The organism is Streptomyces sp. NPDC007991, assembly GCF_042958445.1.
Taxonomy (GTDB): Bacteria; Actinomycetota; Actinomycetes; order Streptomycetales; family Streptomycetaceae; genus Streptomyces.
The window spans coordinates 161969-182286 of record NZ_JBIBJD010000009.1; the positions used below are offsets into that span (position 1 = coordinate 161969).

Annotated in this window: 17 protein-coding genes; 11 read left to right on the forward strand and 6 right to left on the reverse strand. The window is 69.9% G+C overall.

The features are described 5' to 3' along the window. Positions 1-151: 151 nt before the first annotated feature. Together ACFZDA_RS26085 and ACFZDA_RS26090 are read right to left on the reverse strand one after the other, a co-directional pair. Positions 152-916, reverse strand: a complete 765-nt coding sequence (locus ACFZDA_RS26085; protein WP_391085998.1) for a hypothetical protein — start codon at positions 914-916, stop codon at positions 152-154. A gap of 436 nt (positions 917-1352) precedes the next feature. Then, positions 1353-2378, reverse strand: a complete 1026-nt coding sequence (locus tag ACFZDA_RS26090; protein WP_391086000.1) for a substrate-binding domain-containing protein — start codon at positions 2376-2378, stop codon at positions 1353-1355. Between the two features lie 305 nt (positions 2379-2683). On the opposite strand from ACFZDA_RS26090, the gene ACFZDA_RS26095 reads away from it, so the two are divergent. Next, positions 2684-4741: an RICIN domain-containing protein gene (locus ACFZDA_RS26095; protein ID WP_391086002.1), complete on the forward strand. Its 2058-nt coding sequence runs from the start codon at positions 2684-2686 to the stop codon at positions 4739-4741. A gap of 96 nt (positions 4742-4837) precedes the next feature. Here the strand turns inward: ACFZDA_RS26095 and ACFZDA_RS26100 are convergent, their stop codons facing one another. Together ACFZDA_RS26100 and ACFZDA_RS26105 are read right to left on the reverse strand one after the other, a co-directional pair. Next, entirely contained in the window at positions 4838-5515 is a 678-nt protein-coding gene (locus ACFZDA_RS26100; RefSeq protein ID WP_391086004.1) for a 2-phosphosulfolactate phosphatase, read from the reverse strand. Between the two features lie 42 nt (positions 5516-5557). Then, positions 5558-6475: an amidohydrolase family protein gene (locus ACFZDA_RS26105; protein WP_391086006.1), complete on the reverse strand. Its 918-nt coding sequence runs from the start codon at positions 6473-6475 to the stop codon at positions 5558-5560. A 159-nt stretch (positions 6476-6634) separates the two neighbouring features. Here ACFZDA_RS26105 and ACFZDA_RS26110 point away from each other — a divergent pair, with 159 nt between their 5' ends. The 3 genes from ACFZDA_RS26110 (at position 6635) to ACFZDA_RS26120 (ending at position 9489) form a co-directional block, all read left to right on the forward strand. Further along, positions 6635-7696 (forward strand): saccharopine dehydrogenase, encoded by a 1062-nt coding sequence (locus ACFZDA_RS26110; protein WP_391086008.1) that lies wholly within the window; start codon positions 6635-6637, stop codon positions 7694-7696. Next, entirely contained in the window at positions 7693-8349 is a 657-nt protein-coding gene (locus ACFZDA_RS26115) for a TetR family transcriptional regulator (protein WP_391086010.1), read from the forward strand. Before ACFZDA_RS26110 ends, ACFZDA_RS26115 begins: the two co-directional genes overlap by 4 nt. Positions 8350-8511: 162 nt before the next feature. Next, positions 8512-9489 (forward strand): type II CAAX prenyl endopeptidase Rce1 family protein, encoded by a 978-nt coding sequence (locus tag ACFZDA_RS26120; protein ID WP_391086012.1) that lies wholly within the window; start codon positions 8512-8514, stop codon positions 9487-9489. Positions 9490-9530: 41 nt separating this feature from the next. Here the strand turns inward: ACFZDA_RS26120 and ACFZDA_RS26125 are convergent, their stop codons facing one another. Further along, on the reverse strand, positions 9531-11843 hold the full coding sequence (locus ACFZDA_RS26125; protein ID WP_391086014.1) for a heterodisulfide reductase-related iron-sulfur binding cluster: 2313 nt from the start codon (positions 11841-11843) through the stop codon (positions 9531-9533). A gap of 242 nt (positions 11844-12085) precedes the next feature. On the opposite strand from ACFZDA_RS26125, the gene ACFZDA_RS26130 reads away from it, so the two are divergent. From ACFZDA_RS26130 to ACFZDA_RS26160, 7 genes are all read left to right on the forward strand, one after another. Then, complete coding sequence (locus ACFZDA_RS26130) at positions 12086-12544, forward strand: hypothetical protein (RefSeq protein WP_391086016.1); 459 nt, start codon at positions 12086-12088, stop codon at positions 12542-12544. Positions 12545-12638: 94 nt separating this feature from the next. Then, the gene (dnaK, locus tag ACFZDA_RS26135) at positions 12639-14489 is read left to right on the forward strand and encodes a molecular chaperone DnaK (protein ID WP_391086018.1); all 1851 of its coding nucleotides are present in this window, start codon (positions 12639-12641) and stop codon (positions 14487-14489) included. Further along, positions 14486-15145, forward strand: coding sequence for a nucleotide exchange factor GrpE (gene grpE / locus ACFZDA_RS26140; RefSeq protein WP_391086020.1), 660 nt, complete (start codon positions 14486-14488; stop codon positions 15143-15145). The genes dnaK and grpE overlap by 4 nt, the downstream gene beginning before the upstream one ends. A gap of 36 nt (positions 15146-15181) precedes the next feature. Then, entirely contained in the window at positions 15182-16363 is a 1182-nt protein-coding gene (gene dnaJ, locus ACFZDA_RS26145) for a molecular chaperone DnaJ (RefSeq protein ID WP_391086022.1), read from the forward strand. A gap of 5 nt (positions 16364-16368) precedes the next feature. Next, the gene (locus ACFZDA_RS26150) at positions 16369-16821 is read left to right on the forward strand and encodes a heat shock protein transcriptional repressor HspR (protein ID WP_010032111.1); all 453 of its coding nucleotides are present in this window, start codon (positions 16369-16371) and stop codon (positions 16819-16821) included. Between the two features lie 280 nt (positions 16822-17101). Beyond that, entirely contained in the window at positions 17102-18211 is a 1110-nt protein-coding gene (locus tag ACFZDA_RS26155) for a substrate-binding domain-containing protein (RefSeq protein ID WP_391086025.1), read from the forward strand. A 108-nt stretch (positions 18212-18319) separates the two neighbouring features. Continuing rightward, positions 18320-19357, forward strand: coding sequence for a LuxR C-terminal-related transcriptional regulator (locus ACFZDA_RS26160; protein WP_391086027.1), 1038 nt, complete (start codon positions 18320-18322; stop codon positions 19355-19357). Here the strand turns inward: ACFZDA_RS26160 and ACFZDA_RS26165 are convergent. Then, positions 19320-20309, reverse strand: coding sequence for a helix-turn-helix transcriptional regulator (locus tag ACFZDA_RS26165; RefSeq protein WP_391086029.1), 990 nt, complete (start codon positions 20307-20309; stop codon positions 19320-19322). The two genes, ACFZDA_RS26160 and ACFZDA_RS26165, sit on opposite strands and share 38 nt — an antisense overlap. Between the last annotated feature and the right edge of the window lie 9 nt (positions 20310-20318).

Consider the following 20318-nt stretch of genomic DNA (forward strand, 5'->3'; position numbering starts at 1 on the left):
TGTGGGGGTGGACGTGAACCCGCTCGAAGACTCCGCAAACCTTGCCGCCGGAAGTTGTCGTTCGAGCCCGGCGGCAAGGTATGCGTTGGGGAATCGCTCCGGCGTTCGTCTCTCTACGCGGACGGAGCGCACCGTCATGTCGCGCGTGCGGCTAGATGCTTGATCCGCCGCCGGAGGTGTTGCTCCACCAGGCGCTGTAGTTGTTCAGCGAGTACCGCTTCTGCACGCCGCTGGTCGAGGTGATCTCGATGCCGAACTGCATCGTGTCGAAGGTGGTGTTGCGCAGGAGGTTCTGCGACGCGGCCCATCGCCAGACCGCCGAGGCGTCGATGGAGCCGGTGTTGCTCTGCTGGGCGGGGATGAGCTGCAGGACGTTCCAGCCGGGATCGGCCTGCCAGACCGACGCGTACTGGACGCCGCCGATGGTCACGTTGGACGCGATCTGCCGTCCCCAGCCGCCTGCCGTTCCGGACCAGCTGGTGAAGACCATGATCTCGTCCTGGTTGCCGGTCGACCAGAAGTCGCTCGTCCAGTTCCAGTGGTCACTGCCGCCGACGGGAGCCGACGACGTATTGTACCAGAAGCCCGCCGAGTTCAACTGCGACAGCGGCGTCTGGGGCCGGACCGAGGTGTTCGGGTAGGACTTGATCCCGCCGCCGGAGTGGTTGGCATCGGCGTACCAGGACTTGATGCTGTTGACGGTCAGGCACTGGGTGCCGTGGTTTTCGCCCCAGATGTTGTTGTAGACCGTCCAGGAGCCCTGGGTGTACTGACCCCACCGGTCGCAGGTGGAGTACACCTGGGCCTGCGCCGGAGACGCGAAGCTCAGGAACCCGGCGATCAGAGCGACGATCATGGCCAGCCGGCCGAACCCGGCCGACTTGCTGCTGGTGGATTTACGGGCTTGCCATCTCATGTGTCCCTCCAAGGACGGCGATGGGTTGTTCCCCCCCCGGTCTGATGGCGGACTCTGGCGCGCCGCGAGGTGCCGCTCGCCGACGAGTGGCGCGAAATGTCGAAGCGCTTGCGTCTGCGTGGACAGTAATGACGGGGCATCTGAACAGCAAGACTCTGTACAGGAAGACATACTTCCTTCACCTGCGGACAGCATCGTCGATGCGCTTCGAATGGCATCGAACGCGCCCGCCACCTGGCCTTCACGGCACCGCTGCGGTGGGGTCGGCAAAACTCGGATGGCGGGCGATGGCCGCCACCGGCTCATCCCCGGGCGCGCATGAGGCTGGTCCCGTCCGTCTCGGGATCGTGCGGTCGAGGACTGGCACGCCGGGCCGTCTACGCGACAGCCGCCCAGCGTGTGATCAGCCGGGCGTGGCAGGCCGTGAGCAACTGACTCACCGCGACGTCCGCGGGCGTGCTCCCTCACCGCGTCGGTCCCGGCCCGGCGCCCCCGTGCTCTCCCGCCGCACCAGCCGCGTGGGCACCAGCGTCGTCCCGTGCTCCTCGCCGTCCTGCCGCATCTTGCTCAGGACGCCCTCCACGCACAGCCGCCCCACCTCGGCGAAGTCCTGGTGGATGGTCGTCAGGGGTGGGAGGAAGGACGCGGACTCGGGGATGTCGTCGAAGCCGATGACGCTGATGTCGCCGGGGACGCGCAGGCCGCGTTCGTGCAGGGCCCGGAGCAGGCCCAGGGCCATCTGGTCGTTGGCCGTGAACACCGCCGTGCAGTCCGGCTCGTCGGCCAGCCGCAGCCCGGCCCGGTAGCCGGACTCGGCCGACCAGTCGCCCCGGACCAGGGGCGGTGGGACGCGGCCGGCCACGGTGAGGGTGTCGCGCCAGGCGTTGGCGCGGCGCTGGGCGGCGAAGGAGCCCTCGGGGCCGGCCAGGTGCCACACCGTCTCGTGGCCGAGGTCCAGCAGGTGCCGTACGGCGTCCCGCGCGCCGCCGGCCTGGTCGGTGTCGACCACGGTGTAGCGGTCGCCGGCGTCCGAGTCGGCCACCACGACCTGCACGCCGGGCGGGAGCGAGACCGTCGCCGCGTCCAGGAGATGGATCTCCATGATGACGATGACGGCGTCCACGGCGAGTTCGCCCAGGCGGGAGAAGGCGCCGTTCACCTCGTCCTGGGTGGGGACGGCGACGGGCAGCAGCGTGACGGCGTAGCCGTGCTGGGCCGCGGAGGTGGCGATGGCCTCCAGGGTGCGGATGTTGCCCATGGTGGAGAGGGAGAAGGTGATCACGCCGAGGGTGCGGAACTCGCCCCGGCGCAGCGCCCGGGCCGCGCTGTTGGGCCGGTAGCCCAGCTCCCGCATGGCCGCCAGGACCTGCGCACGGGTGTCCTCGGTGACGCCCGGGAAGCCGTTCGAGACGCGGGAGACCGTCTGGGACGAGACCCCGGCGAGCTGGGCGACGTCCGCCATGGACGCACCCTGACGGGGCCGGGCCGCGTGCCTTCTCGTCCGGCTCGTGCCCCGCGGCTCGCTCTCGCCGTCCACTGTGCCCACATCCCCTCCCTCCGCGACCGGAGCGCAAGTTTCGGTTCGGAACGAGTCCTTGACCCCTGAGATTCGGACAGTGTAGACATCCCGCCAGTGGATGTTTACGTAAACATTGCCTAGTCGAAATCGTACGAGAAGCCGCCGAATCCGTACCAGTCGCACCACGTAGGCCCCGATCTCTGCGTCCGCCGGGACGCGCGGCACGCAGAAGAGCTGGAGTACTCGAGATGGCACACCGCACCCGCAAGAGAAGGCTCCTCGGGGCCATCGGCGTCACCTTGGCGACCGGAGCCGTCCTGGCCACCGCCACCTTGCCCGCCGCGCACGCCGAGACGACGGCCGCCGAGGCCGCCGCGGCCGGGGTCACCGTCCAGCCCGACCCCTCGTACTCGGGGGAGAAGTTCGAGGGCTGGGGCACGAGCCTCGTCTGGTTCGCCAACGCCACCGGCGACTACCCGCCCGCGATACGCGAGAAGCTCTACAAGCTCCTCTTCGGCGACGAGGGCCTCGCCCTGAACATCGCCCGCTACAACATCGGCGGCGGCAACGCCCCGGACGTCAAGGACTACCTGCGGGCCGGCGGCGCGGTCGAGGGCTGGTGGAAGGCCCCGGCGGGCACCACCCGCGAGGACGTCGACTGGTGGGACGCCGACGACCCGGCCGACTGGAACAACAACGCGGACAAGACGCAGCGCTGGTGGGTCGACCGCATCAAGAAGGACATCACGCACTGGGAGGCCTTCAGCAACTCCCCGCCCTGGTTCATGACCGAGAGCGGCTACGTCTCGGGCAACTTCGACGCGGGCAAGGACCAGTTGAAGCCGGAGTCCGTCGAGGACTTCGCCAAGTACCTGGTGGGCGCGACCGAGCGGCTGGAGAAGGCGCACGGCATCAAGGTCGACACGCTCGACCCGTTCAACGAGCCGAACACCAACTACTGGGGCACCAAGCTGGGCCCGGACGGCGAACCGACCGGTGGTCGCCAGGAGGGCGCGCACATCGGCCCCGAGCTGCAGCAGAAGGTGATCCGCGCGCTCGCCCCGGTCCTGAAGAAGTCCACGTCGGACGCGGAGATCTCCGCGATGGACGAGACGAACCCCGGCACGTTCGCCACCAACTGGAACTCCTACCCCCAGGACGTGCGCGACCTGGTGGGCCAGATGAACGTGCACACCTACGGCACCGGCCAGCGCACCACCGTCCGCGACCTCGCCAAGGCCGCCGACAAGCCGCTGTGGATGAGCGAGGTCGAGGGCGACTGGGGCGACGGCCAGAGCTTCACGGACATGCGGCCCGGCCTGGGCCTCGCCCAGCGCATGGTCGACGACCTGCGGGAACTGGAGCCCAAGGCCTGGGTGTTCTGGCAGCCCGTCGAGGACTACGACAACATGAAGCCGGGCGGGGAGTCCGCCAAGGGCGGCAACTGGGGCGAGATCCAGCTCCCCTTCAGCTGCACCTCGAAGGACACCCTGGCGTCCTGCCCGATCTACACCAACACCAAGTTCGACACGGCCCGCAACTTCACGCACTTCATCAAGCCCGGCGACCGGCTGATCAAGACGAACGACACGTCCAGCACCGCGGCGATCTCCCGCAAGGGCGACGCGGCGACGGTCGTCCACGTCAACAGCGCCACCGAGTCCCGTGAGGTCACCCTCGACCTGTCGAAGTTCGGCCGGGTCTCCTCCCACGCCACCGTCACCCCCGTGGTGACCAGCGCCGACGGCAAGCTGGAGAAGCAGAAGGCGGTCCCGGTCTCCGGCAAGCGGGCCACGGTGACCGTGCCCGCCCAGTCGGTGACGTCCTTCCTCGTCAAGGGTGTCTCGGGCGTCGCGAAGGACGCGGCCGAGCTGCAAAAGGGCCACACCTACCGGCTGACCGGCGTCCAGAGCGGCAAGGACCTCACCATCGCCGGCAACGGCACGGGCCTGGTCATCAAGAGCGCCAACGCCTCGGACCCGAGCGGTCAGCAGTGGCGGGTGGAGCAGATCCGCGGCGAGGACAACCGCAAGCGGTACGTCTTCACCGAGACCGCCACGGACAAGCGCCTGGCCGTCCGGAACGGCGCCCTGGTCGCAGAGCCGGACGAGGGCCGCCGCGACAAGGCCACCGAGTGGATCATGTCCTCGACCGGCGACGGCACCTGGACGCTCGTCAACGCCGCCACCGGCCAGCTCCCGGACGTCGCGGGCCAGTCCACGGCCGACGGCGCCTCGGTCGGCCTCTGGCAGCCCAACTCCGGCTCCAACCAGCGCTGGAAGGTGACGGACGTGACGGGCAGCTAGCCTGCTGCGTCCCGCACCCCCTCTGTACGACGCCCTCGGCCTGCCGCACCGCATGGTGACGGCGGGGCCGGGGGCGTCGTCGTGCCGGGATGTGGTTCACGGCACCGCGACAGGCCGCAGCACCATCAAAGACTCCTCCTGGCGAGCCACCATCGCGAAGGGGAACCGGTCGATCTCCAGGCAGAGATCGACGTCGTCCGGGTGGTATCCGCTCCGCCGCCCGCCGGCGAGGTCAGCGGCGGCACGGGAATCCCGCGCGCGCTTGAGATAGGGGCTCGCCTCGACCTCTCCTCCGGCCATACAGCGGCCGATGTATTCAGCGCAGGCCAGGTCCTCGTCGGCCTGGCCGTCCTCGCCGGTGACGACGAACGTCACCGGCCCGGAATCCCCGGCCCGCAGGAACCGCGCGGTCGGACCGGCCACCACGAAACTCGCGCACAGGACCAGCGGCGCGTCCGCGACGGCCAGTGCGCCCACGGTGCCTGCGGTCGTCTTCTGCACCAGTGTGCGGCCGGCGAAGTCGCGTGACCTGAGCAGGCCGGGTGAGTTCACCGCGTCGAAGCCCGCCGCCGGGGCTCCGTCCTTCAGCGCCAGCCAGCCCGAGTGGCTCTCCTTCAGGGCAAGTGCCTCACTCTCCGTCGTGGCCAGGACGATCCTCTCGACGCCGCGCGAGAAGGCCCAGGCGGCCACGGTGAAGGCGCGCATGACGTCGATGACGACGGCGACACGGGGAACGCCGGCCAACTCGGGTATGCCGACGAAGTGATGATCCATTCCCGGATTCTGCCACTCCAGAACGAGCTCACCGCAGCAGCCTCACAGCTCGAACAACTCCGCCGCGTTGTCGTGGCACACCGCCCGCAGCCAGTCCTCTCCGAGGTCCAGCCGTTCCAGGGCGTGGAGTTGGTGCACGTACGGATAGGGGATGTTGGGGAAGTCGGTGCCGAGCAGGACGCGGTCGCCGAGTGCGGCCAGCCGGGGCAGGGCCCGGCGGGGGAACGGCAGGAAGGCCTCGGTGAAGTCGGTGAACGCCATCGTCGTGTCCAGCCGCACCTGTGCGTACCGCTCGGCCAGGTCGAAGAACTCCTCGTACTCGGGCATCCCCATGTGCGCGACGATTAGCCGCAGCCGGGGGTGGCGCGCCAGGACCCGGGCGATCGGCTCGGGGCCGGTGTGCTTGCCGGGCGCGGGCCCGGAGCCGCAGTGGATCACCACGGGGATCCCGGCCTCGGCCAGCAGCCCCCACGCCGGCTGGAGCAGTTCGTCGGCGGGGTCGTACGCCCCCACCTGCACATGTGCCTTGAAGACCCGGGCGCCCGCCTCGACGGCCTCCCGGACGTACGCCTCGACGCCCGGCTCGGGGTAGAGGGTCGCCGTGTGCAGACAGCCGGGGGTGCGGCGGGCGAAGCCGACCGCCCAGCCGTTCAGCCAGCGGGCCATGCCCGGCTTGTGCGGGTACAGCATCGCGGTGAAGGCCCGCACCCCGAACTCCCTCAGGATGTCCGCCCGTTCCGCCTCCTCCTGCCGGTAGGTGATCGGCCACTCCAGCCCGCCGGTCATCGGCCCGAGCGCGTCGAAGTAGTCCCACACCTTGCGCAGCACCCGCTCGGGCATGAAGTGCGTGTGCACGTCGACCAGCCCGGGAAGCCCGAGCCGCGCCCGGAAACGACGGACCTCCTCCGCTTCCGTATCCGGACCGGCAGGGTCTCCTGGCGCCACACGGTGATCATCCATGTCGCCCACGATCGGCCCGGGCGAGGCTGCTGTCCAGGGGCGGGGCCGCCGGGAGTGCCGTCGTGAACTCCCGGCGGCGCTTGTCGCCGGCGCCGGCGATCCGACCTGGCAGTCCGCGGCTGTTTGAATTTCTAGGTCGCCTGACCTAGTGTCCCCGGCGTGGACGATGACATCCAGCTCGATGTGACCGGACCCGTACTCGTGGCCGGCGGTTACGGCACAGTCGGCGGCGATCTGGCCCGGCTCGCCGCACCCTCCTGGCCGTTGCTGCTCACCGGGCGCAGCCCGGAGCGCGGCCGGGCGCTGGCCGAAGAGGTCGGGGCGTCGGTGCGGCGCTGGGACCTGGGCGACCCGGAGCCGTTCTCGGCGCGGGTCCGGGCCGTGATCAGCACGGTGAACGACCCGGACGACCGGGTGCTGCGCGCCGCACTGCGCGGCGGTGTGCCGTACGTGGACATCACGCGGTGGACGGCTCGGTTGCAGCGGGCCGCCGCGATCACCGCGCTGACGCCGCCGAAGGCTCCCGTGCTGCTGTCCTCCAGCTGGATGGGCGGGATCAGCGCGCTGGTCGCCGCCGCGCTGGCGGCCGGACTCGGCGGGGCGGCGGCGGTGGAGGTCGCCATCCGGTACGACCTGAAGGACCGGGCGGGCACCGACTCGGTGGAGTTCATGGACCGCCTGGGCCTGGACTTCGAGGCGATGCAGGACGGACGGCGGCGGATGATCACGCCACTGAGCGGCGCCGGGTACGTCACCATCGGCGAGCACCGGACGAAGGTCGCCCGGTTCGACACCCCGGAACAGTTCACGCTGCCCCTGACGTTGGGCGTCGACACGGCGGTCACGCGGATCGGCTTCAGCGCGAACTCCTCGACGTCGGCCCTGCTGGCCCTGAAGAAGACCGGCTTCTTCCGCTGGGGCCGCGGCGACCGGCTGGAGTCGGTGCGGCGGTCGCTGCTGTACTCGCCGGGCGAGGGCGGTGAGGCGCTGCTGCGGATCGACGTGCGCGGCCGGGACGGCGGCCGCCGTACCGCGATGGTCCGGGACACCGCGGGGCAGGCTCATCTCACCGCGCTCGGCGGGCTGCTGGGGCTGCGCCGGGTGCTCGGCGAGGACGGTTCCCCGGCACCGGAGGGCGTGGTCTTCGCGGAACAGACGCCGGCGCCCCGGGATGTCGTCCCCGCCCTGGAGAAGGCGGGCGTCGAGGTGACGGTGTCATGAGCGGTCCCGCCAGAGGAGAGAAGACCACGGGCGGTAAGCCGCAGCTGACCCGGCAGGGCAGCCTCCGGCGCACCAGCCTGCTGGACGCGGCCGAGACCGTGCTGGTCGCCAAGGGCAACGCGAGCGCGTCGCTGCGGACCATCGCCGACGCGGCGGGCATCCGCATCGGGCATCTGCAGCACTACTTCCCGACCCGGGCCGATCTGATCAAGGCCGTGCTGGAGCGGGCGCTGGACCGTTCGCTGGAGCGGCTGGCCGAGGCGACGGGACTGCGGGTCAGCCCGGACGATCCGTCGGACATCCAGCTCCCGCAGGGCCGGGCGGACACCGCCGATGTCGTGGCGGTGGTCCTGGCCGAGCAGGACGATCCACGGCTGGTCCGGCTCTATGTCGAGGTGTGGGCCCTGGCGGCCAGGGACGATGACACGGCCCAGGTCGTGAGGGAGTTCTACCGCAAGTACGTCACCCACGTCGCGGCCCTCGTCCGGCTCAACCGGCCCGAATGGACGGCCGACTTCTGCCGGGCCCGGGCGGAGACGTTCGTGGCGCTGGTCGAGGGGGCGGCCCTGCTGCGGTCGGGGATCGCCGGCACCCGGTCGGCGGCGACGGACGCCGATCTCGCCCGGCAGGCCGTGCGCCTGCTCAGCGAATGACGGACGCCGTCCGGCGTCCGGGGTGGGTTTTCACCGGTCGGATCCGGAACAGGAGCTGGACCGGCTCCCCAGGAGCAACGGCATCATCCGCACGCGACCCCGGTGCCGATCACGGCCCCAACTACGGTGCCGATCACGGTGATCCACTGCATAGTAGGGATCATGACAGCTCCGTTACCGCACCCCACCGGCCCCGCCTACCACCGCATGGGCCGCTGCACGGGCCGTCACCGCTGGTGGCGGCCCCTGCTCGGCACTCTGCTGTTTCTCGGTGCCTACCTGGTCCTCACCCTCGTGCTGTTCGCCCTCTCCTACGGCGTCGGGGCAGCGGCCGGGCTGCGTGAACTGCCCGACGGGGGCCACGACTTCGGGCCGGTCGCCAACACGGCCCTGGACCTGACGTCCGTCGCGGTCGCCCTGCCCCTGATTCTGCTGACCGTGTGGTGGCCGGGGCGGCGACCGCCCGGCACCCTGTCGTCGGTCGACGGACGGCTGCGGTGGCGCTGGCTGGGCCGGTGCCTGCTCGCCGCCGTACTCCCTGTGACCGTGCTGACGGTGACCGCCGCCTTCCTGCCCGGCGACGGAGCCGACTCGGGGGAGTTCGGCGCATGGGTGGGCTGGGAGTCGTTCCTCACCTCGCTGGTCGTGCTGACCCTCCTTGTCCCGGTGCAGGCCGCGGCAGAGGAGTACGTCTTCCGGGGCTGGCTGACGCAGACGGTCGGCGCTTTCGTCCGTTCCCCCTGGTTCGCGGTTCTCCCGCAGGCCTTGCTGTTCGCCGCCGCCCACGGCTGGGGCACCGCCTGGGGTTTCTGCGGCCTGCTGGTCTTCGGCCTGGTCGCCGGATGGCTGACCATCCGCACCGGCGGCCTGGAGGCGGCCATCGCCCTGCACGTCCTGAACAACCTGCTGGCCTTCGGCGTCGCCGCCGCGGTCGTCGACGGGCTGTCGTCCGACGAGACCGCCGCCGACTCACCCTGGCAACTCGCCCTCACGGATGCGGCAACGACCCTGATGTACGCCGCACTCGTCCTGTGGCTCGCCCGACGCCACCAACCGCGGCGGCTCTCACAGCCGACGTCCCCCTCATGGCCCGCGTCGCACCTGCCACCGCAGAGCGCGACGACGCCCCCTGCCCGATAGACCCGGGACAGAGGGCGTCGGCAACAACCCGCGGGAACCGCCTACTTCACCGGCTCCGGCTCCGGCGCGTTCTCCGAGTCCGCCGTGCCCGCCGGCGGCTCGTCGTCATCGTCGTCGCCCTCCGCGGGGACCGGCGTCTTGACCGAGTCCAGCAGGAGCTGGGCGACGTCGACGACCTGGATGGACTCCTTCGCCTTGCCGTCGTTCTTCTTGCCGTTGACGGAGTCCGTGAGCATGACGAGGCAGAACGGGCACGCCGTGGAGACGATGTCGGGGTTGAGGGACAGTGCCTCGTCCACGCGCTCGTTGTTGATGCGCTTGCCGATGCGCTCTTCCATCCACATGCGCGCACCGCCCGCGCCGCAGCAGAAGCCGCGTTCCTTGTGACGGTGCATCTCCTCGTTGCGGATGCCGGGGACGCTGGCGATGATCTCGCGCGGGGGCGTGTAGATCTTGTTGTGGCGGCCCAGGTAGCAGGGGTCGTGGTAGGTGATGATGCCCTCGACCGGGGTGACGGGGATGAGCTTGCCCTCGTCGACGAGGTGCTGGAGCAGCTGGGTGTGGTGGATGACCTCGTAGTCGCCGCCGAGCTGCGGGTATTCGTTGCCGAGGGTGTTGAGGCAGTGCGGGCAGGTGGCGACGATCTTCTTCGCCGACCTGGGCTTCGCGGACTCCGGGACGACCTTGCCCTCGTCGTCCATTTCCTCGCCGAACGCCATGTTCAGCGCGGCCACGTTCTCCATGCCGAGCTCCTGGAAGAGGGGCTCGTTGCCGAGACGCCGGGCGGAGTCGCCGGTGCACTTCTCGTCGCCGCCCATGATGGCGAACTTGACGCCCGCGATGTGGAGCAGCTCGGCGAAGGCCTTCGTGGTCTTCTTCGCGCGGTCCTCCAGGGCACCGGCGCAGCCGACCCAGTACAGGTACTCGACCTCGGACAGGTCCTCGATGTCCTTGCCGACGACGGGGACGTCGAAGTCGACCTCCTTGAGCCACTCCAGGCGCTGCTTCTTCGCCAGGCCCCAGGGGTTGCCCTTCTTCTCCAGGTTCTTGAGCATCGTGCCCGCCTCGGAGGGGAACGCGGACTCGATCATCACCTGGTAGCGGCGCATGTCGACGATGTGGTCGACGTGCTCGATGTCGACGGGGCACTGCTCGACGCAGGCGCCGCAGGTGGTGCAGGACCACAGGACGTCCGGGTCGATGACGCCGTTGTCCTCCAGCGTGCCGACCAGGGGGCGCTCGGCCTCCGCCAGCGCCGACGCCGGGACGTCCTTGAGAGCCTCGGAAGACGCCTTCTCCTCGCCCTCCATGGTCTTGCCGCCGCCGGCCAGCAGGTAGGGGGCCTTGGCGTGCGCGTGGTCGCGCAGCGACATGATCAGCAGCTTGGGGGAGAGGGGCTTGCCCGTGTTCCAGGCCGGGCACTGCGACTGGCAGCGGCCGCACTCGGTGCAGGTGGAGAAGTCCAGCAGGCCCTTCCAGGAGAACTGCTCGACCTGGGAGACGCCGAAGACGTCGTCCTCGCCCGGGTCGGTGAAGTCGATCGGCTCGCCGCCCGAGGTCATGGGCTGCAGCGCGCCCAGCGCCGTCCCGCCCGACGCCTCCCGCTTGAACCAGATGTTGGGGAACGCCAGGAAGCGGTGCCAGGCCACACCCATGTTGGTGTTGAGGCTGACCGTGATCATCCAGATCATGGTCGTGCCCAGCTTGATCATCGCGAAGAAGTAGACGAGGTTCTGCAGTGCCGCCACGCTCAGGCCCTTGAAGGCCAGGACCAGCGGGTACGAGGCGAAGTACGCGGCCTCGTAGCCGTCCACGTGGTGCAGCGCGCCCTCCAGGCCCCGCAGGACGTAGATGGCCAGGCCGATCGTGAGGATGACGTACTCGACGAAGTACGCCTGGCCCATCTTCGAGCCGGCGAAGCGGGACTTGCGGCCCGGCCGCGACGGCAGGTTCAGCAGGCGGATGACCATCAGGGTCGCGATGCCCAGGGTCGTCATCGCGGCGATGAACTCGATGTAGAGCTCGTAGGGGAGGAAGCCGCCGAGCACCGGCAGCGTCCAGTCGGCCTGGAACAGCTGGCCGTAGGCGTTGATGATCGTCGGCGGCAGCGTCAGGAAGCCGATCGCCACGAACCAGTGGGCGACACCGACGATGCCCCACCGGTTCATGCGCGTGTGGCCGAGGAACTCCTTCACCAGCGTCACGCTGCGCTGGTAGGGGTTGTCGGTCCGGGTGCCGGCGGGCACGGGCTGGCCCAGCTTGAAGTACCGGACGAACTGGCCGATCGCGCGTGCGAGCAGCGCGACGCCGACCACGGTCAAGACCAGCGACACGATGATCGCGGCGAGTTGCATGGGGGCTCCTCGGGCCTGCGAGGGTTTGTCGGGGGAACCGGTCGTTCTTCAGGGTTCCCCGAGATTACTAAGCGGTAACTTATGCAGTCCGTCTGAGACTACCCCTATCTTCCGCCGCACTGTAGCCGGGTGGGCAGTGATCTGAATCGCTGAGGGTCGCCTCAGGAAACGCCCGCGAACCGGCTCGCCGCCCCGTCGTGTTATTCGTACCGAATTGTCATAGTGACGCCTAACTTATATCCGTGCTCTACGGGATCGTCGCCGCCACCACCACCGCCCTCCTCGCGGCCGCCCTGCGGGCCCCCGCCCGACGGCTGCGGGGTCCTGTGGGGCGGGAGCGGGCCGGGGCCGTGACGCTCGGGCCCGAGGCCGCGAGGCTGCTCCTCGCCGCCGGCGCGGTCGCCCTGCTCGGCCTCGTCGACGACGTCCGGCGGCTGCGGCGACGGGTGCTGCTTGAGGTGATGGACGGGATCGCCGTGCTGATGAGCGTGCCGGCCGCCGCGCTGACCGGGTTCCCGCTGCGCGACTGTCGCGGTTGCCGATGCCGTACTCGTGCCGCTGTCGCGGCGGCCGGCCGGGCGGCCCGTTGTCCGCGGCGGGCCGGACCAGTCGTGTTCGCCCTTTCGAGTGTCCCTGTGTACGCCGATCGGAGCACTGTATTGCCGCAGGTCAGGGCGTCGTTGCGTGTAAGGAGCGGATAAGAGTTGAGCCCGGTCGACTCAGCTCCGTTGACCGGTGGGGAGCCGTCGTGCACACTTGAGTCCGTTCCACTCAAGTCAGCTGGAGGAATCAACCATGGCACGTGCGGTCGGCATCGACCTGGGCACGACTAACTCCGTCGTCAGCGTTCTGGAGGGCGGCGAGCCCACCGTCATCACCAACGCCGAGGGCGCCAGGACCACGCCGTCCGTCGTCGCCTTCGCCAAGAACGGTGAGGTGCTCGTCGGAGAGGTGGCCAAGCGTCAGGCGGTCACCAACGTGGACCGGACCATCCGGTCGGTCAAGCGGCACATGGGCACCGACTGGAAGATCGAGCTGGACGGGAAGCCCTTCAACCCGCAGCAGATCAGCGCCTTCGTGCTCCAGAAGCTGAAGCGGGACGCCGAGTCCTACCTGGGCGAGAAGGTGACCGACGCGGTCATCACCGTCCCGGCGTACTTCAACGACTCCGAGCGCCAGGCCACCAAGGAGGCCGGTGAGATCGCCGGTCTGAACGTGCTGCGCATCGTCAACGAGCCGACGGCCGCCGCCCTGGCGTACGGCCTCGACAAGGACGACCAGACCATCCTGGTCTTCGACCTCGGTGGCGGCACGTTCGACGTCTCGCTGCTGGAGATCGGCGACGGTGTCGTCGAGGTGAAGGCCACCAACGGTGACAACCACCTCGGTGGTGACGACTGGGACCAGCGCATCGTCGACTACCTGGTCCAGCAGTTCCAGTCCGGCCACGGCGTGGACCTGGGCAAGGACAAGATGGCCCTGCAGCGGCTGCGCGAGGCCGCCGAGAAGGCCAAGATCGAGCTGTCCTCGTCGACCGAGACCTCGATCAACCTGCCCTACATCACCGCCTCCGCCGAGGGCCCCCTGCACCTCGACGAGAAGCTCACCCGCGCCCAGTTCCAGCAGCTGACCGCGGACCTGCTGGAGCGCTGCAAGACGCCGTTCCACAACGTCATCAAGGACGCCGGCATCTCCATCAGCGAGATCGACCACGTCGTCCTCGTGGGCGGCTCGACCCGTATGCCCGCCGTCGCCGAGCTCGTCAAGGAGCTGACCGGCGGCAAGGACGCCAACAAGGGCGTCAACCCGGACGAGGTCGTCGCCATCGGTGCCGCTCTGCAGGCCGGTGTCCTCAAGGGCGAGGTCAAGGACGTCCTGCTCCTCGACGTCACCCCGCTGTCCCTCGGTATCGAGACCAAGGGCGGCATCATGACCAAGCTCATCGAGCGCAACACCACGATCCCGACCAAGCGGTCCGAGATCTTCACGACGGCCGAGGACAACCAGCCGTCCGTGCAGATCCAGGTCTACCAGGGCGAGCGCGAGATCGCGGCGTACAACAAGAAGCTCGGGATGTTCGAGCTGACCGGTCTGCCCCCGGCGCCCCGCGGCGTCCCGCAGATCGAGGTCTCCTTCGACATCGACGCCAACGGCATCATGCACGTGACCGCGAAGGACCTGGGCACGGGCAAGGAGCAGAAGATGACCGTCACCGGCGGCTCCTCGCTGCCGAAGGACGAGGTCGACCGCATGCGCCAGGAGGCCGAGCAGTACGCGGAGGAGGACCACAAGCGCCGCGAGGCCGCCGAGTCCCGCAACCAGGGCGAGCAGCTCGTCTACCAGACCGAGAAGTTCCTCAAGGACAACGAGGACAAGGTCCCCGGCGAGATCAAGACCGAGGTCGAGGAAGCCGTCGCCGAGCTGAAGGAGAAGCTCAAGGGCGAGGACACGGCCGAGATCCGCACCGCCACGGAGAAGGTCGCGGCCGTCTCGCAGAAGCTCGGCCAGGCGATGTACGCCGACGCGAACGCCGCGCAGGCCGCCGGCGGTGCCTCCGCCGACGCGGGTGCCGGTGACGCCAAGGCCCACGACGACGTCGTGGACGCCGAGATCGTGGACGACGAGCGGAAGGACGGTGCCGCGTGACGGAGGAGACCCCGGGCTTCGACGAGCAGCAGCCCGACGTCCCTTCCGGCGCCACCTCCGACGACGCCGAGCCGAAGGCCGCCGACTCCCCCTCCGCGGAGGAGGCGGCGGCCCCGGCCGGGGACACGGGCCAGGACGTGGCTCTGGTGGCCCAGCTGGACCAGGCCCGCACGGCGCTCAGCGAGCGCACGGCGGACCTCCAGCGCCTCCAGGCCGAGTTCCAGAACTACCGCCGCCGGGTCGAGCGTGACCGGATCGCGGTCAAGGAGATCGCCATCGCGAACCTCCTGACCGAGCTCCTGCCCGTGCTCGACGACATCGGCCGCGCGCGTGAACACGGCGAACTGGTCGGCGGCTTCAAGTCCGTCGCCGAGTCGCTGGAGAGCACGGCGGCCAAGATGGGCCTCCAGCAGTTCGGCAAGGAGGGCGAGCCCTTCGACCCGACGATCCACGAAGCCCTGATGCACAGCTACGCACCGGACGTCACCGAGACGACGTGCGTGGCGATTCTGCAGCCCGGGTACCGGATCGGCGAGCGCACCATCCGCCCCGCGCGGGTGGCCGTGGCCGAGCCCCAGCCGGGGGCGCAGACGGTCAAGGCGGACGAGTCCGCCGAAGCCGACGACAAGGAGAGCGGTGGCCCGGAAGAGGGCTGACGCCATAGCGGACGAAGGGAAGGAGGGGCGTCGAGGATGAGCACCAAGGACTTCATCGAGAAGGACTACTACAAGGTCCTCGGCGTCCCCAAGGACGCCACCGAGGCCGAGATCAAGAAGGCGTACCGGAAGCTCGCCCGCGAGTACCACCCGGACGCCAACAAGGGCAACGTCAAGGCGGAGGAGCGCTTCAAGGAGATCTCCGAGGCCAACGACATCCTCGGCGATCCCAAGAAGCGCAAGGAGTACGACGAGGCGCGCGCCCTCTTCGGCAACGGCGGCTTCCGCCCGGGGCCGGGCGGCGCGGGCGGCTCCTTCAACTTCGACCTGGGCGACCTCTTCGGAGGCGCCCAGGGCGGCGGCCAGGGAGCCGGCGGTTTCGGCGGTGGACTCGGTGACGTCTTCGGGGGCCTGTTCAACCGTGGCGGCGCGGGCGCGGGGACGCGCGCGCATCCGCGGCGCGGCCAGGACATCGAGTCCGAGGTCACGCTGAGCTTCACCGAGGCGATCGAGGGCGCGACCGTCCCGCTGCGGATGTCCTCGCAGTCGCCCTGCAAGGCCTGCTCGGGCACCGGCGACAAGAACGGCACACCGCGTGTGTGCCCGACCTGCGTCGGCACCGGGCAGGTCGCCCGGGGCAGCGGCGGCGGCTTCTCCCTCACCGACCCCTGCCCGGACTGCAAGGGCCGCGGCCTGATCGCGGAGAACGCCTGCGAGGTCTGCAAGGGCAGCGGCCGGGCCAAGTCCTCGCGGACCATGCAGGTGCGCATCCCCGCGGGCGTCAGCGACGGCCAGCGGATCCGGCTGCGCGGCAAGGGAGCGCCGGGCGAGCGCGGCGGCCCGGCGGGCGATCTGTATGTGGTCGTGCACGTCGACTCCCACCCGGTGTTCGGCCGCAAGGACGACAACCTCACCGTCACGGTCCCGGTGACCTTCGCCGAGGCGGCCCTCGGCGGCGAGGTCCGGGTGCCGACGCTGGGCGGCCCGCCCGTCACGCTGAAGCTGCCGCCGGGCACGCCCAACGGCCGCACCATGCGCGCCCGGGGCAAGGGCGCGGTCCGCAAGGACGGCACTCGGGGCGATCTCCTGGTCACCGTCGAGGTGAGTGTTCCGAAGGACCTGACGGGGAAGGCTCGAGACGCACTCGAGGCGTATCGCGAGGCGACCGCGGGTGAGGATCCGCGGGCGGAGCTGTTCCAGGCCGCGAAGGGAGCATGAGTCAGATGGACGGTCGTCGACGCAACCCGTATGAACTGACCGAGGAGACCCCGGTCTACGTCATCTCGGTGGCGGCCCAGCTGTCCGGCCTGCACCCGCAGACCCTGCGCCAGTACGACCGTCTGGGCCTGGTGTCCCCGGACCGCACCGCCGGCCGGGGCCGCCGCTACTCGGCCCGCGACATCGAACTGCTCCGTCAGGTGCAGCAGTTGTCGCAGGACGAGGGCATCAACCTGGCGGGCATCAAGCGCATCATCGAACTGGAGAACCAGGTCGCCGCACTCCAGGCCCGGGTCGCCGAGCTGGAGGACGCGCTGGACGGCGCGGCGGCGGCCATGCGCCAGCGCGAGGCGGCGGTGCACGCGTCGTACCGCCGCGACCTGGTGCCGTACCAGGAGGTCCAGCAGACCAGCGCGCTGGTGGTGTGGCGCCCGAAACGGCAGCAGCAGTCGGACTGACGCGACGGACGCGCGTACGCCTGCGAAGGGGGCCGGGAGGAGACTCCCGGCCCCCTTTCGTATGCCCTGGGGCGTTTTCGCGGGGTCTCCCGTCGATAGGTGGGCGGTGCAAGGCCCTTGACGATGATTCCGCAGAGTCTTCACAACGATTGCGGAGCGTGGTGTTGCCATCTCGTTAAGTGGTTCCGCTTGACGCTGGGGGCGCACCCGCGTTGGCTTTTCAGTCACATGGGCCACAAAGTGTGCCCACGTCCGAATCACACGCGAAGTGAGCCCCCGCATGCGTCGTCGTATCTCCATATCCGTGGCCGCGGCCGCGATGTCCGTCACGCTCGCCGGCTGCGGCGTGCTCAACGCGACGGGGAGCAGCGACGAGGCGAGCCCGACCAAGGGCAACGACATCACGGTGGGCCTGCTGCTCCCGGAGAAGGCGAACACCCGGTACGAGAACTTCGACTACCCCATCATCAAGAGGAAGGTCGAGTCCCTCACCAACGACCGGGGCCGCGTCGAGTACGCCAACGCCGAGGCGAGCGCGGACACGCAGGCGGCGCAGCTGCAGCAGATGGTCGACAACCGGGTCGACGTGATCCTGCTGGACGCCGTCGACTCGCACGCCATCGCCGGCGGCGTGCGGAAGGCCAAGGACGCCGGCATCCCGGTCATCGCCTACGACCGGCTGGCCGAGGGCCCGATCGACGCGTACATCTCCTTCGACAACGAACTGGTCGGCGAGGTCCAGGGGCGCACCCTGCTGGAGGCGATCGGCGAGAAGGCGAGCCTCTCCGACAAGATCGTGATGATGAACGGCTCGCCGACGGACCCGAACGCCAAGCAGTTCAAGGCCGGAGCGATGTCCGAGCTGAACGGCAAGGTGACGATCGCGCAGTCCTTCGACACCAAGGACTGGAAGCCGGAGAACGCCGAGGCCAACATGACCGAGGCGATCGAGAAGATCGGCAAGGACGACATCGCCGCGGTGTACTCCGCCAACGACGGCATGGCGGGCGGCATCGTCAAGGCACTGGAGGCCGCGGGCGTCACCGACCTGCCGCCGATCACCGGCCAGGACGCGGAGCTCCCGGCGGTGCAGCGGGTCATCACCGGTGACCAGTACATGAGCGTGTACAAGTCGTACCCGCAGGAGGCCGAGAACGCCGCGGAGATGGCCGTGGCCCTGGTCCAGGGCCGCCACATCCAGTTCGCCGCCCTCACCCGCGACAAGGTCGACAGCCCCACCGACAAGGGCATCCCCGCCCAGCTCGTGCCGGTGGTCGCCCTCACCAAGGAGAACATCAAGGACACGGTGGTGGCGGACGACATCTACAAGCTGTCGGACATCTGCACGGCGAAGTACAAGGCGGCGTGCGAGGCGATCGGCCTGAAGTAGCCCGCCCCGTCTGCCGTCTGCGGGCGCGGGGAGCCGTGTTGCGGAGCGGGTCCCGTCCGCGCATAGTTGCGCTGCGGAAAGACGGCGACACCGGGGGTGGGATCGGCGATGGCCGGGCACGGGGCGGAGGAGCATCCACACGGTGCCGACCGACTGTGCGCGGCCGGGGATCGCGTGTATTCCCGTGCCGTACGGCGGGGACGTGTGCCGCGCCGGGATGCGGATCCGGTGCCCTGTCTGCTGGAACTCGCCCTGCTGCACCCCGACCCCGACGACATGGACTGGCTGGTGCCGACCTCCCCGCAGGAGGTCATGACCCGGCTGCTGCGCGGGATGTACGACGAGGTCAGTGCGAGCCAGCGGCGGGTGGGTTCGGCCGTGGCCGCGTTCGAGTGGTACGCGGGGCTGGGGCGGCAGGTGCAGCCGGCCCCGTCGGCGGCCGAGGGCCCGGCGATCCGGGTGCTGGACGGCCTCGCCCGGATCCAGACCGCGATGGACGAGGCGACCCAGGCGTGCACGACCGAGGTGCTCACGGTGCAGCCCGGCGGCATCCGGCGCGAGGCGGAACTCTCCGAGGGGCTGCACCGGGCGCTGGCGCTGCGGGGCCGGGGCGTGCGGATGCGGGACCTGTACACACATGTCGCCCGGCACGGGCAGGGTCTGATGACCTATCTGGAGCTGATGGGCGACGCGGTGGAGGCGCGCACGCTGGACGAGGTGATCGACCGGCTGATCCTCTTCGACCGGACGGTGGCCTTCATCCCCGCCAACACCGACCGCACGATGGCCCTGGAGCTACGGCACCCGGCGATCGTCGAGTACCTGGTCACGGTGTTCGAACGGCTCTGGCGCCTGGCCATCCCGCTGACCGCCCCGCTCCCTGACACCGGCATCGAGGGCATCTCCCACCGGGAGCAGTCGATCGCCGCGCTGCTGGCGGAAGGGCACCAGGACGCGGTGATCGCCGAGCGGCTGGGGATCAGTGTCCGGACGTGCCGGGCGCACATCGCCCGGCTGTCGGAGACGCTGGGGGCGGCGAGCCGTACGCAGTTGGGGGTGCGGATCGCCCAGGCGGGTCTGGACGGCCGCCCGCGTTCGGCGGCGCCCTTCAGCATCCCTGGTCAAGAATCCCCGACCGTGCGATGAGAAACCCGAGCTGCGCCCGGCTCTGACTGCCCAGCGTCGCCGCGAGCTTGGCGATGTGGACGCGGGCGGTGCGGATGTTCATGCCGAGCCGGTCGGCTATGACGGCGTCGGTGTGGCCTTCGGTGAGGAGGACGGCTATGGCGCGTTGGCGGGGGGTGATGCCGTTGCTGGCGGGTTGGGGGGCGGCTTCGGGGAAGACCGGGGTGGCGAGGCGCCAGAAGCGGTCGAAGGTGGTGGACAGGTATCCGACGATGGCCGGGTGGCGTATCTCCAGCGCGAGGTCGCCGTTGTCGTCGGCCGGGAGGAAGACGACGACCCGGTCGACGATGATGAGCCGGTCGGTGAGCTCATCCAGCGCACGGGCCTCGATGTCGCCCCTCAGCCGCTCCTGGTGCGCGACGGTCAAAAGGGAGTGGCAGAGGGTGTGCTGGTAAAGGGTGCGGATGCGACCGCCGCGGTCCAGCAGGGCCTGGTCGCGGTCCATGGCGACGGCGTAGGCCGCCGCGACCCGCTCCCTGGTGAGCTTGGGGCGGGGCTGAATGGCGAGCAGTTCCCGGGTGGCGTCCGCCATGGCCTCGGTGATGGCCTTGTTGATCCGCTCCTTTCCGCTGAGGAGCGTGAGAGTCGGGGTGGCGCCCGCCGCCGCGCGATGCCCTTCGACGGCCATGAACGCCTCGAATGTCTCGGCCAGTCGCTCCTCCCGTCGTCGTTCACGTGCGATCCGTTCCCCGGAGGTCCGCAACAGCCGGTGAAGGGCGACGGCCGGCGCCACGGGCTGAAGCCGGTGAGGGTCGTCGACGGCGGGGTGCAGCAGGCCGAAGTCCATCAGACAGGGCGCGGCGTCGGCCGCTTCGGCGGGCACATGCCCTTCGCGCAGGGCTTGTTCGTACAGCTCCGTCCCGGCGTGGCAGAGTTCTTCCGCGTCGTGCAGGGGGTGTGGCGCCGACGTCACTCGGAGTTT